Genomic DNA, 13,383 nt, shown 5'->3' with positions numbered 1-13,383 from the left:
ACAACATGGTTAAGTTTCGATTTCGCACCGCCCAAAAAATGCTACAGTCGATCTATGTCTGGGGAAAAGAAAATTGTCGGATTGTGGCGGGAAACCGCAACAGAAACCGATAAGCAGGCGGAGCCGCAAGCGCTCGCGTCAAACACTGATGCTGCCAAGGCCGAGACTGAGGGGGCAGCAACAGCCGAAAAGAAGGCGCCAGAAGAGGCCGGTTGGCTCGATACGCCGACCGAAAGCGAAGCGGACACATGGGTAGAAACGTCAGAACCGGATGCATCATTTGCACGTGACCGGATCGTGACCAGCCTTTTGGCTCTGCTCGCCATCGCATGGACAGGATTCGCGGCCTATACCGCCACCGACGCCTTCACCCACGCCCCCTCATTTCAACAATGGCCGACCTTCGTTGCGACCCTAACCGCGCCGCTGGTCCTCATCTGCCTGTTGTGGATGTTGCTCTTGCGCTCGGGGAAGTCGGAGCAGCGACGTTTTTCTCGCCTAGCCGCCAATTTGCGGACAGAAAATCAAGCACTCAACCAATCCATGCACGCCGCCGGATTGCAGCTGTCCGACGCGCAAAAGCAATTGGCCGAACAAGGGCGATTGCTTCAACAAATGGGCTTAGAAACGGTCACGCGACTTCAGGATAGCAGCGGCAAGATCGCACATAACGCCGATATGGTTGCCAAGGCGCAGGCCGACCTGTCACAGTCGGGCGACATCGCACTTCAGAGAATGGAGGGCTTGCTCGCGGGTTTGCCAAAGATTGACGCTGTAGCCCAGCGTCTCGCCGACAATTTCCGTGAGGCCGGGCTGGTCGCGCATCAGCAAGGGGCCAGCCTTGAGGCTAAACTTGCAACCCTCGCAGAGGAAGCGGGCAAAACGACCGAACAAACAACGGCTTCCGCATCGACGCTCAAATCGCTTCTTGAGGATATTCAGACTCAATCTGCCCAGACTGAATCCGAACTGGTTTCCGCATCGGGCAAGATCAATGGGGCGCATGAAGCCAGTTTGGAAAAGCTGACCCAATTGGCGCAAAGTGCTCGCGACCGTATGACAAGCACGGCCCAACAGATCAGCGAACAAATGGGCGATATTTTCGACCAATTCTCCGACAAGGTGGGGGCTGCTGCCGATCAGATGGACATTCGCTATGCTGCGGTCACCTCGACCAGCGATGCGATAGCCTCCAGCCTACTGGATCATGGTCTCGCAAGCGACGAACTGGCGGCGCGGGTCAGCCATCATGTTCAGGAAATCGAAAACCAACTGGCAGGGCTCGACAGCAATGTCACGGCACGCACAACCACCATTGGCAAAGCGTTGGAAGATACACAGGCCCAGTTGGGCGTCTTTGGCGAACAGGTTGTCAGCGGCAATAATGATGCTCACAAACTGATCGCCCATGCCGAATCGCTTTTGCTTGCGCTCGATTCTGTGACCAGAGAGATGGAAGAAACATTGCCGCATGCGCTCGACCGTCTGTCAGAACAGAGCGGAGCGACGCAAAATATAGTGGCGCAAATGCGGCCCGCCCTCGACGCATCCGAGATGGTGGCCCAATCGACGCTTTCGCACGTCAACGAAGTCCATAGCAAATTGTCGGACTATCAGCGCAAGCTCGCCGAACAGTCGGACAAACAACATGCAGTGGTCGGCAAGGTCAATCTGGCGCTCGCCGATGCCGATGTTGCGATGCAAAAGCTAACGGCGGGCGCGGACCATTTCACCGCCGAAAGTGGCGCGCGCATGGTCGCAACCCTGCACCAAGTACGCGGAACAGCAGAGGAAGCAGCCGGTCAGGCCCGCGAAGCTCTTGAGGCCGTCATCGCCAGTGCCAGCGCGACGATGAAGGACAAGGCCGCCGAAGCCATTTCGTCGACCTTCCAGACCGAAATCATCACCCAAATGTCGGCCATTGAAACCGCATCTGAACGTGCAGTTTCAGCTGCGAACGATGCGGCCGAACGCCTGATGCGTCAGCTCATCACGATCATGGACACCAGCGCCAGCGTTGAAGCGCGCGTGACAGAAGCGGATCAGGCGATTGCGGCCACCGACCGTGACAGCATGGCAAAACAGGTTGGGTTGCTTACCGAATCGCTGAAATCAACCGCAATCGACCTCACCAAAATGCTGTCCAGCGAAGTCAGTGACACCGCTTGGGAATCCTATTTGAAGGGCGACCGCGGTGTCTTTTCGCGCCGTGCGGTCAAATTGATCGAAAATAGCGACGCAAAAGAGCTGCTGCGTATCTATCACAATGATGATGGGTTCCGCGAAACGGTAAACCAGTTCATCCATGACTTCGAGGCGATGCTGCGGGTTCTGATGGCGGCGCGTGACGGTTCTGCGATCAGCGTGACCCTGTTGTCATCCGACATTGGCAAGCTTTACGTCGCCCTGGCTCAGTCGATAGACCGACTGCGGCACTAATTTGACTATCCGTTTTATCGGGAGGGTGCCGCGCGCCCACTGATGACGTTGGGGTCGAACCAACCCGCCGTGAAACCGACGTAGAAAAAGCCAAAAATGATGGCCGAAAGCAATGTCATCTGAAGCATGATACGCCCGGGGCGAACATGCGCCGGAGCGCCATGTTCCTGCCCCTCCACCAGAGGAACGTTATCCTGACCCGACGGGCGCCCATGAAAGGGCAGAACAAAGAAAGCGCTAAAGCACCACAGCAACGCATAAATCGCCAGAGCGGACGTCCATTTCATCGCGCCAACCTCTCCCGTCTAGATATCGACGATGATCACATCGACGATCGGTTTTTTACCGGTCCAACTCGTTGCCACACGCCGTACACTTAGGCGGATAGCCTCGCGCAATTTTTCACGATTCTTGGCGGGTGCCAACGCGGCGTCCTCGGCCGCGTCGCGCAGTTCTTCGATAAACTCGTCGCGATCATCCTCGACCGGCACGCCGCGATAATGAATACCCGCATCGGCAAAGCGTCCTTGTGCAAGGACCACCGCGACCGATATCTGTCCGTAAAGCGCCAGCTTGCGACGCTCGTTGATCGTCTCGCCATCGGCAGGAATGATCACATCGCCATCAAGCAGCAAGCGTCCCGAACGAACGCGCTCGATAATCTTGACTGGCCCTGGAGCCAACCGAACCACATCGCCATTCACTTGCACCAGTGATTTCGGCACGCCGCACTCAGTCGCAAAGCGTGCCTGTTCGTGCATATGGCGAATCTCGCCATGCACCGGTACCAGTAATTCGGGCCGCAGCCAGCCATAAAGCGCCGCAAGCTCGGGTTTTCCGGGATGGCCACTCACATGGATATGCGCCTGCTTTTCGGTGACGGTCAAAATGTCCTTGTCGGCAAGCTGGTTCATGATCCGCCCGATGGCAATTTCATTGCCCGGGATCTGCTTGGACGAAAAGATGACCGAGTCGCCCGCTTGCAATTTGATCTGATGGCTTTCGCTGGCAATCCGGCCCAGTGCGGCACGGGGCTCACCTTGACCACCGGTGGCGATGACCATCAACTTGTCGCGCGGCAGCCGCATGGCCGTGTCGAAATCGACGGTATCAGGAAAGTCCTTCAGATAGCCGGCGGCCTGTGCAACGCCCAAAATGCGGTCTAGCGAGCGGCCCGCTACGCACACGGTGCGCCCTGCGGCCTGCGCGACCGCGCCTAACGTCTGTAACCGAGCTGCGTTGGATGCAAAGGTGGTGATGACCACCCTGCCCTCGGCCGATTTTACGGCGTTAAGCAAGCCTTCGCGAACGCTACCTTCGCTGCCGGATGCTTCGGCGTTAAAACTGTTGGTCGAATCACAAACCAGAACGTCGATGCCTTCGTCGCCAATTTTGGTCAGCATCTCGGCAGACGATGGCTTGCCGAGCACGGGCTCGTCATCCAGTTTCCAGTCGCCCGTATGGAATATGCGGCCATAGGGCGTGTCGATTACCGCCGCGCTCATTTCTAGGATCGAATGCGCCATCGGCATGAAACGGATGCCAAACGGCCCCAGTTGGAATTGAGCGTCTATGTCGACGATGTTGAGCTTGATCTCCTTCTCAAGTCCCTCCTCGGCCAGCTTGCCCTTGATCAGACCGGCGGTGAAGCGATTGGCATAGAGCGGCACGCCCAAATCGACCGCCAAATAAGGCAAGGCGCCAATATGATCTTCATGACCGTGCGTCAGCACGATGCCCAGCAAATCGGCCTTACGGTCTTCGATAAACTCCAGGTCGGGCATGATGATGTCGATGCCAGGATAATCCGCCGATCCGAATGTCACGCCCATGTCGAGCATGATCCATTTGCCGTCGCAGCCGTAAAGATTGGCATTCATACCAATCTCGGCGGATCCACCCAATGCGACGAAAAGCAGTTCCTTTTTGGATTTGCTCATATTCAAACGGCCCGCTGCGCATAAAGCTGCGCCAGACCGTTGAGCGTCAGATCAGGTTCAATCCTATCGAATAGCTGCGCCTGTTCTTGAAACAGCGTCGCGAGACCACCGGTCGCAATCACTGTCAGCGGCTTGCCAATTTCCGTCTTCATCCGTTCAATCAAACCTTCCATCATCGATACATAGCCCCAATAGACGCCAATCAGCATCTGGCTTTCTGTCGTGCGTCCAATGACGCTGTTGCTTTTCGGCGCCTCTATGGCGATGCGCGGCAATTTGGCCGCCGCCGTCACCAAGGCTTCGAGAGATAAATTCACACCCGGTGCGATGATGCCGCCGCAATAGGATCCATCTGGGCCGATATGGTCTAGCGTTGTCGCCGTGCCAAAGCTGATCACCAGCTTGTCCTCACCCGGCACCTGTGACTGCGCGGCAATCGCATTGATCGCTCGGTCGGCTCCGACAGCTTGCGGTTCGTCGACCTTTAAAGCGATGCCCCAGCTTACCGGTTCACGCCCAGCGACCAGCGCATCGACGCCGAAATATTTCACCGATAGCAGCAGCAAATTGTGCAGCGCGCGAGGGACGACGGTGGATATGATCACGGCGTCAATATTGGCGCGTTCATACCCCTCGATCCGCAACAGCTGATCCAGCCACACAGCATATTCATCGGCGGTCCGGCGGTCATCGGTGGCGATACGCCAGCGCGTGAGCAGCTGCGTGCCATCGAACAGTGCGAATTTGGCATTGGTGTTGCCGACATCAATCGCAAGCAGCACGGCTATTTCCCTTTCTTTGTCGGACTCTGTACTTCGACATCGCCCGCATGGACCAGCATGATAGTGCCGTCATCGCGACGCAAACGTAGCGCTCCGTCATAGGCAAGCCCGTCAAATTGGCCCGAAATATTCTGTTCGGTCAGATGGAGCGGCGTCCCAACCTCATGCGCCTGAACCAACCAGTCGGCGATAATTGCGTCGACACCTTGTTGACGCCAGTTCCACAAACCATCGGTCATGGCAACCGCCAAGGCCTCCGCAAAATGGTCGCGATCAACTTTGGTGCCATGGTCCGCCAAAGAAACCGTCTTGCGATCTGCGAGGTCGGGGGCGCTCACCAGATTGACGCCGATCCCGATCACGACCGCGTCACCGCTGCGCTCCATCAAAATCCCGGCGCATTTTGCACCGTCGATCAACAGGTCATTGGGCCATTTCAGCCGTGCTTCAATATCGGTAGCCAGTGCAGCAACCGCACGTGCCAATGCCACACCCGCGACCAGTGATAACGTTGCCGGAGGTGGGTCGCTCGCGCGCAGCTGCACGACCGTCGATCCCATAAAATTGCCCAAGCCGTCATCCCAGACGCGGCCCAGTCGACCGCGACCAGCGACTTGCTGGTCCGCAATCAACCATTGTCCTTCGATGACCTGTTCACCGCGGACCAAGCGCGCCAGCAGATCGGCATTTGTCGAACCTGTTTGCGCGACCCGTTCGGTGGGCGCAATCAGAACAGCACCGCAGCAGCAGCCGTTGACACGCTCTCCAGCGCCGGAATGAACAAATAGCCAACGACCGACAGCCAAAGGGCGCTGGTCAACAACAACACGCGTTCGATTCGCGGCCCATGCTCGCCGAGTTTGACCTCGGACGGATCGTCAAAGAACATCGTCTTGATGATCGCGATATAGTAAAAGGCACCGATGACCGAGGTCACGATCCCGGCGACGGCCAGCGGAATCAGATCGGCATTCACCGCCGCCTCGAATACCAGATATTTCGGCCAGAAACCAAACAGCGGCGGAATACCGGCTAGGCTGAACAAGAATACGGCCATCGCGGCGGCAAGCCCCAGGCGCCGTTGCGACAATCCGGCATAGTCGGGGATGTTCTCGATCGTGTTTCCATCAGCATCACGCAATTGCATGATGAACAGGAAAGCACCGAGCGTGGTGACGATATAGACGAGCAAATAGGTCAGCACAGCCTGCACGCCCGCTTGCGTTCCGGCGGCCAGTCCGACGAGCATATAGCCGATATTGTTGATCGACGAATAGGCGAGCAACCGCTTGATATTCTTTTGCCCGATGGCACCCACCGCACCGAGGATGATTGATGCCAGCGCCAGAAAGATGATGATCGGCTGCCACGAGTCAATCGCCGAACCGAAAGCCGAGATGACAACGCGGGTCGTCAACGCCATCGCTGCGACCTTTGGAGCCGTCGCGAAGAAGGCCGTGACCGGCGTCGGGGCGCCTTCATAGACGTCGGGCGTCCACATATGGAACGGCACCGCGCTCAGCTTGAAAGCCAGCCCCGCCAGCATGAAGACAATGCCGAAAATGGTGCCAAGCCCAAGTTCGCCGCCGAGCGCATTTGCCACACCGTCAAAACTAGTGGTTCCAGTGAAGCCGTAAATCAACGAAATGCCGTAGAGCAAAATGCCGCTAGCAAGCGCGCCGAGCACAAAATATTTGAGGCCTGCTTCGGCCGATCGACCGTCGCTGCGCAGAAAACTGGCCAGAACATAGGACGCCAGACTGTTGAGTTCGAGCCCGATATAGAGCGTCATAAGGTCGGTGGCCGACACCATGATGCCCATGCCCACGGCGGCAAACAGGATAAGGACCGGATATTCACCGCGCATCCCGCCCGCTTTTTCCAGATAACGCGGCGCGATGATCAGAGAGACCGCAGCGGCGGCATAGATGATCAATTTGCTGAAGCTGCCAAAAGCGTCCATCCGGTACGTGCCCGAAAAGGCATCGCCGCCAAACTCATAGGCCGGGTTGGTCAGCAGTTCGACGACATGCGCGCCCGCGGCAAACAGCGCCACGACCGCCAAAATGCTGATCAAACGTCCCGAATCACTGCGCCACGCCGCCAGTACCAACAGGGCAAGGCCGGCAAGGCTCAGAATGAGTTCGGGCCGCGTGAAATAAAGGGAAATGCCGTAGTCCATTAGTGGTGGCTCCCCTCAGCCGCTTTTGTTTCATGCGCCGCCACCGTTTTCGGCTTGGGCGCGCTGATATGGGCATCGCCCGCTGGTTTGGCGTGAGAGACCCGTGCAACCAATGTCGTCACATCACCGCGCATCGGCGCGAGGAAACTTTCGGGATAGACCCCCATCCACAGCACCACCGCTGCAATCGGCGCCATGATCGCCCATTCACGCAGGCTGAGGTCGGGCAGCGCCTTGACGTCATCCTTGATCAGCGCACCGAAAATGACGCGGCGATACAGATAGAGCATATAGGCGGCACCGAGGATGATACCGGTCGTGCAGGCAAAGGCCACCCAGCTCGAGGCTTCGTAAATGCCCGCCAGACTCAGGAATTCGCCGACAAATCCGCTCGTCCCCGGCAATCCGATCGACGCCATGGTGAAGAGCATGAAGAACAAGGCATAGGCGGGCATATTGACCGCGAGCCCGCCGTAACGATCAATCTCACGTGTATGCAATCGGTCGTAAATAACGCCAACACACAGGAACAGCGCACCCGATACGACACCATGGCTCAGCATGACGATCAGCGCGCCTTCGATACCCTGTTGGTTCATGGCAAATAGACCGGCAGTGACAATCGCCATATGCGCGACCGACGAATAGGCGATCAGCTTTTTCATGTCGCTTTGCACCAGCGCAACAAGGCTGGTGTAAACGACCGCGATCATCGACAGCGCAAAGACGATCCACATCAATTGCGCTGATGCGTCGGGGAACATCGGCAGTGAAAAGCGCAGGAAGCCATATCCGCCCAGTTTGAGCAGCACGCCGGCCAATATGACAGAACCCGCCGTTGGTGCCTGAACATGCGCGTCGGGTAACCATGTGTGCACCGGCCACATCGGCATCTTGACCGCAAAACTGGCGAAGAAGGCCAGCCACAGCCATGTCTGCATTTGCGGCGGGAAATCATAATTGAGCAGGGTCGGAATATCGGTCGTGCCCGATTGCGCAATCATCACCATGATCGCGATCAGCATCACCACCGAACCGAGCAGCGTATAAAGGAAGAATTTGAACGCCGCATAACGACGGTTCACCCCGCCCCATATGCCGATGATGAAATACATCGGGATCAGGCCGGCCTCAAAGAAGATATAGAAAAGTAGCATATCCTGCGCCGCAAAGACGCCGATCATGATCAGTTCCATGATCAGGAACATCGCCATGTACAGCCCGACGCGGTCGGTAATCGCTTCCCAGCTGGCAAGAATGCACAGCGGCATCAGGAACACGCTGAGCATGATGAGCATCAGCGCCATACCGTCGATACCCAGCGCCCAGGCAAAGCGCCCGAACAAATCGGCATGTTCGGTAAATTGCCATTGCGCGCCGCCAATATCAAACTGCGCCCACATCACTATGCCCAGTGCAAAGTCGATCAAGGTTGCAATGAGGGCAATCCAGCGCGCCGCGCGTGCTTCGACAAACAGACAGGCGATGGCGGCAACAGCTGGAACCGCCAGCATCAACGACAGGATGGGAAGACCGCCGCTCACAGGAATTCCACCATGGCCCAAGTGGCCAGCCCGACAAGCCCCAACAACATCACAAACGCATATCCATAAACATAACCCGATTGGAGCCGCCCCGCGAGCCGCGTCCCGCCCTGCACCAGCGTCGCCGCACCATCGGGGCCGAACCGGTTGATCACCTGCTCGTCACCGCGTTTCCAAAAGAAGCGGCCAATGGCAAAGGCCGGGCGCACGAAGATCACATCGTAAAGCTCGTCAAAATACCATTTGTTGAACAGGAACTTATGCAACAACCCGAACTGCGCGACAAAGCGCGCGGGCAGCGTTGTGTTGCGGATATAGCTGTTCCACGCGATGATCAGGCCGATGGCCATGGCCGCAAAAGGCATCCATTTGATGACGGTCGGAATCTCGTGCGCTGCGTGCATCAGATGCTCGTCGAACACCAGACTGTCCTTCCAGAACGCCAACCCGCCCTCTGGGTCGATGAACTGGTGATGGAATACAGCGCCAGCGAAGACAGCGCCGACCGACAGAAGCACCAGCGGCACCAACATGGTCCACGGGCTTTCGTGGGGATGATAGCCCGCGGTGCCTTCGTGCGCATCGGCGGCATGGGCGTGCGCGACATCATGCCCCGCATGTTCGTCGGCTGCATGGGCATGATCATCGTCATGCATCGCATGTTGAATATGTTCGCTCGCGGCCCAGCGCGGCTTGCCATGGAAGGTCAGAAAGACCAGCCGCCAGCTGTAAAAGCTGGTGAGCAGCGCCGCAAAAGTGCCGACCCAAAAGGCAATCACACCGCCGCCGCCGCTGGCAAAGGCGGCTTCCAATATGCCGTCCTTGGAATAGAAACCGGCGAACCCGGCCACGCCCGCAATACCGACCCCGGTAATCGCCAGCGTTCCCATCATCATCGTCCAATAGGTGATCGGGATTTTCTTACGCAGCGCACCATAATAGCGCATATCCTGTTCGTGATGCATCGCGTGGATCACGCTGCCTGCGCCGAGGAACAGCAATGCTTTAAAGAAGGCGTGGGTAAAGAGGTGGAACATCGCCGCGCCATAGGCACCAACACCGGCAGCAAAGAACATATAACCAAGCTGCGAACAGGTGGAATAGGCGATAACCCGCTTGATGTCCCATTGGGTCGTGCCAATGGTCGCGGCGAACAGGCAGGTCGCGGCACCAACAAAGGTCACAACGCCCTGAGCAATCGGGGCAGCCTCGAACATCGGCGACAGGCGGCACACCATGAACACGCCCGCCGTCACCATCGTCGCGGCATGGATCAGCGCCGACACAGGAGTCGGGCCTTCCATCGCGTCGGGTAGCCATGTGTGCAGCCCCAACTGCGCCGACTTGCCCATCGCTCCGATGAACAACAGCAGGCAGAGAATGGTGATCGTATCGAGCCGCATTCCCATAAAGGACATGCTCGATCCGGCCATGCCGGGTGCTGCGTGCAAAATCTCGGGTATCGATACGGTGCCGAACACCAGGAATGTCCCGAAAATGCCAAGCATAAAGCCCAGATCGCCGACACGGTTGACCACAAAAGCCTTGATAGCGGCGGCATTGGCGCTCGGCTTTTTGTACCAGAAGCCAATCAGCAAATAGGACGCCAGCCCGACCCCTTCCCAGCCAAAGAACATCTGGACGAGATTGTTGGCCGTCACCAACATCAGCATGGCAAAGGTGAACAGCGACAAATAGGCAAAGAAGCGCGCCTGATCAGGGTCTTCTTCCATATAGCCCCAGCTATACAGATGGACGAGCGACGACACGGTGGTGACAACGACCAACATCACCGCGGTCAGTGTATCGACCCGCAGTTCCCAGTTAAATTGTAGCGTGCCCGAGCTTACCCAATGAAGCACCTGCGTCACGCCCGGCTCGCCGGTTCCCGCCACAAAGGACAGGAATATCGGCCAGCTCAACGCGCAACTGGTAAACAGTGCGGCTGTCGTGATCAGTTTTGATGCAAACGGACCGATGGCCCGCTGGCCCAAACCCGCGACAATCGCCGCGAGCAGCGGCAGGAAAACAATCGCCTGAATCACCGGCTACCCCTTCATCCGGTTGGCATCATCGACCGCAATGGTCCCGCGTCCACGGAAGTAAATCACAAGAATGGCGAGACCGATGGCCGCCTCGCCCGCCGCGACGGTCAGCACGAACATCGCAAAAACCTGTCCGACCAAATCGCCAAGCGCGCCGCTGAACGCCACCAAATTGATGTTCACTGCCAGCAGGATAAGTTCGATCGACATCAGGATGACGATGATATTCTTGCGGTTGATGAAGATACCCAGCACGCCCAGCGTGAACAGCACCGCCGATACGGCTAGATAATGCCCCACGCCAATCATAGATCGACCCCCTGCCCGACTCCCGGATCAACCAGTCGTGTCGCATCCTGCGGCCGCCGCTGGTTCTGCGACGAGATATTCTGCATCCGCGAACCGCCGCGCTGGCGATGCGTCAGCACAATCGCGCCGATCATCGCCACAAGTAAGACCAGCCCTGCGGCCTCGAACAGGAAGATATAGCGGGTATAGAGCAACTCGCCAATCTGCTGGATATTGCTCGTGTCGGCAACAACCGGTGCTGTGCGCTGGGCAAGGTCGACCCCGCCCGCATTCCACGCCCCAACCGCAAAGATCATCTCGACCGCGAGGATAATCGCGACCAAGGCACCAAGCGGCAAATAGCGCACGAAACCGGCGCGCAGCTCGGCAAAATCAATGTCAAGCATCATCACCACGAACAGGAACAGGACCGCGACCGCGCCAACATAAACAATGACCAGCAACATCGCGATAAACTCGGCCCCAGCGAGCAGCATCAATCCTGCCGCGTTGAAGAAGGCGAGGATCAGCCACATCACGCTATGCACCGGATTGCGGGCCAATATGACCATGGTGGCCGACGCGATAACGATCACGGCGAACAGGTAAAAGGCGGCAAGTTGAATCATGTGCGCCGCCCCTACCGATAGGGCGCATCGGCGGCAAGACTTGCCGCGACTGCGCGTTCCCATTTGTCGCCATTGGCGAGCAGTTTTTCCTTATCGTAAAGCAGTTCTTCGCGCGTTTCGGCGGCGAATTCAAAATTCGGCCCCTCGACAATCGCATCGACAGGGCAGGCTTCCTGGCAGAAACCGCAATAGATGCACTTGGTCATGTCGATATCATAGCGTGTTGTGCGCCGCGACCCGTCCTCGCGCGGCTCGGCCTCGATGGTGATCGCCTGTGCCGGACACACCGCTTCGCACAGCTTGCACGCGATGCAGCGTTCCTCACCATTGGGATAACGCCGCAGCACATGCTCGCCACGAAAACGCGGGCTCAGCGGGTTCTTCTCAAACGGATAGTTGATCGTCGCCTTCGGCTTGAAGAAATATTTGAGCGTCAGCCAATGGGCTTTGACAAATTCCCACAGCGTGAAGGATTTGATGAGATGGGACAACGACGTCATGCGGAATACCTCGTCAGCATCAGATAACCCGACACCAGGAATATCCAGAACAGCGAAATGGGCAAAAAGACTTTCCAGCCCAGCCGCATCAACTGGTCATAGCGATAACGCGGCACGGTTGCCTTCACCCAGCTAAAGACAAAGAAGAAGAAGAAAATCTTGCCGAACAGCCATATCCAGCCAGGGACGAGATAGAGTGGAGCCCAGTCGATCGGGGGCAGCCAGCCGCCCCAGAACAGCACAGCATTGAGTGTGCACATGAGCAGCACATTGGCATATTCGCCCAGCCAGAAAAGTGCGAAGCTCATCGACGAATATTCGGTCTGATAGCCCGCGACGAGCTCGCTTTCCGCTTCGGTCAAATCAAACGGCGTGCGCGATGTTTCGGCGAGGCTGGAGATCAGGAACATGACCGCCATCGGGAACAGGATCGGATAAAATCCGAACCCTTGGAAAATGCCGAAGAGCGCGCCCTCCCCGCCCTGCGCCCGCACAATATCATTCATGTTGAAACTGTCGGCGAACAGCACGACGCTGATCAGGATGAAGCCAATCGAGACTTCATAACTGATCATCTGCGCCGCTGCGCGCATCGCGGAAAAGAAGGGGTATTTAGAGTTTGAGGCCCAGCCCGACAGCACGACGCCATAAACGCCTAGTGACGAAACAGCGAGGATATAGAGCAGCCCGACATTGATATCGGCAAGCACCGCGCCCGAATTGAACGGGATCACCGCCCACGCCAGCAACGCAACCGTAAAGGTGATGATCGGCGCGATCAGGAACAGCCCGCGATTGGCCCCGCTGGGGATGATCGTTTCCTGCAGAAACACTTTCAACCCATCGGCAAAGCTTTGCAGCAAACCGAACGGCCCGACCACATTCGGCCCGCGCCGCAATGCCATTGCCGCCCAGATCTTGCGGTCGGCATATATAATCATCGCGACAGCCAGCATTAGCGGCAATGCGATCAGCAGGACACCGCAAATGGTCGCTAGCGCCCACGCGGCGTCATAGGACATCGTGATGTGGAA

General features: G+C 57.5%; 12 protein-coding genes. 1 reads left to right on the top strand and 11 read right to left on the bottom strand.

Features of this window, described 5'->3' with window-relative positions; translation table 11 throughout:
* Window positions 1-54 precede the first annotated feature (54 nt).
* Entirely contained in the window at window positions 55-2,439 is a 2,385-nt protein-coding gene (locus ACR3XE_RS09055) for a coiled-coil domain-containing protein (RefSeq protein WP_473697977.1), read from the top strand.
* 14 nt (window positions 2,440-2,453) lie between these two features.
* On the opposite strand, the gene ACR3XE_RS09050 is transcribed toward ACR3XE_RS09055, so the two are convergent.
* The 11 genes from ACR3XE_RS09050 to nuoH are packed head-to-tail and all read right to left on the bottom strand — an operon-like array spanning window position 2,454 to window position 13,371.
* On the bottom strand, window positions 2,454-2,726 hold the full coding sequence (locus ACR3XE_RS09050; RefSeq protein WP_473697978.1) for a DUF1467 family protein: 273 nt from the start codon (window positions 2,724-2,726) through the stop codon (window positions 2,454-2,456).
* A gap of 18 nt (window positions 2,727-2,744) precedes the next feature.
* Window positions 2,745-4,379, bottom strand: a complete 1,635-nt coding sequence (locus ACR3XE_RS09045) for a ribonuclease J (protein ID WP_473697979.1) — start codon at window positions 4,377-4,379, stop codon at window positions 2,745-2,747.
* A 2-nt stretch (window positions 4,380-4,381) separates the two neighbouring features.
* Window positions 4,382-5,161: a type III pantothenate kinase gene (locus ACR3XE_RS09040; protein ID WP_473697981.1), complete on the bottom strand. Its 780-nt coding sequence runs from the start codon at window positions 5,159-5,161 to the stop codon at window positions 4,382-4,384.
* A 2-nt stretch (window positions 5,162-5,163) separates the two neighbouring features.
* Window positions 5,164-5,967: a biotin--[acetyl-CoA-carboxylase] ligase gene (locus ACR3XE_RS09035; RefSeq protein ID WP_486185661.1), complete on the bottom strand. Its 804-nt coding sequence runs from the start codon at window positions 5,965-5,967 to the stop codon at window positions 5,164-5,166.
* Window positions 5,889-7,343 (bottom strand): NADH-quinone oxidoreductase subunit NuoN, encoded by a 1,455-nt coding sequence (gene nuoN / locus ACR3XE_RS09030; RefSeq protein WP_473697983.1) that lies wholly within the window; start codon window positions 7,341-7,343, stop codon window positions 5,889-5,891. The genes ACR3XE_RS09035 and nuoN overlap by 79 nt, the downstream gene beginning before the upstream one ends.
* A complete protein-coding gene (locus ACR3XE_RS09025) occupies window positions 7,343-8,887 on the bottom strand; it encodes an NADH-quinone oxidoreductase subunit M (protein WP_486185660.1) in 1,545 nt (514 codons plus the stop codon). Before ACR3XE_RS09025 ends, nuoN begins: the two co-directional genes overlap by 1 nt.
* Window positions 8,884-10,932: an NADH-quinone oxidoreductase subunit L gene (nuoL, locus tag ACR3XE_RS09020; protein ID WP_473697984.1), complete on the bottom strand. Its 2,049-nt coding sequence runs from the start codon at window positions 10,930-10,932 to the stop codon at window positions 8,884-8,886. Before nuoL ends, ACR3XE_RS09025 begins: the two co-directional genes overlap by 4 nt.
* A 3-nt stretch (window positions 10,933-10,935) precedes the next feature.
* The gene (nuoK, locus tag ACR3XE_RS09015) at window positions 10,936-11,241 is read right to left on the bottom strand and encodes an NADH-quinone oxidoreductase subunit NuoK (RefSeq protein ID WP_473697985.1); all 306 of its coding nucleotides are present in this window, start codon (window positions 11,239-11,241) and stop codon (window positions 10,936-10,938) included.
* Window positions 11,238-11,849, bottom strand: coding sequence for an NADH-quinone oxidoreductase subunit J (locus ACR3XE_RS09010; protein ID WP_473697986.1), 612 nt, complete (start codon window positions 11,847-11,849; stop codon window positions 11,238-11,240). Before ACR3XE_RS09010 ends, nuoK begins: the two co-directional genes overlap by 4 nt.
* Before the next feature lie 11 nt (window positions 11,850-11,860).
* Complete coding sequence (gene nuoI / locus ACR3XE_RS09005; RefSeq protein ID WP_473697987.1) at window positions 11,861-12,349, bottom strand: NADH-quinone oxidoreductase subunit NuoI; 489 nt, start codon at window positions 12,347-12,349, stop codon at window positions 11,861-11,863.
* The gene (nuoH, locus tag ACR3XE_RS09000) at window positions 12,346-13,371 is read right to left on the bottom strand and encodes an NADH-quinone oxidoreductase subunit NuoH (protein ID WP_473700316.1); all 1,026 of its coding nucleotides are present in this window, start codon (window positions 13,369-13,371) and stop codon (window positions 12,346-12,348) included. The genes nuoI and nuoH overlap by 4 nt, the downstream gene beginning before the upstream one ends.
* Window positions 13,372-13,383 lie beyond the last annotated feature (12 nt).

The organism is Sphingopyxis sp. 10G20-10 (assembly GCF_057365075.1).
The sequence above is the reverse complement of the archived record's forward strand: the minus strand, read 5'-3'. Positions and strand labels throughout refer to the sequence as shown.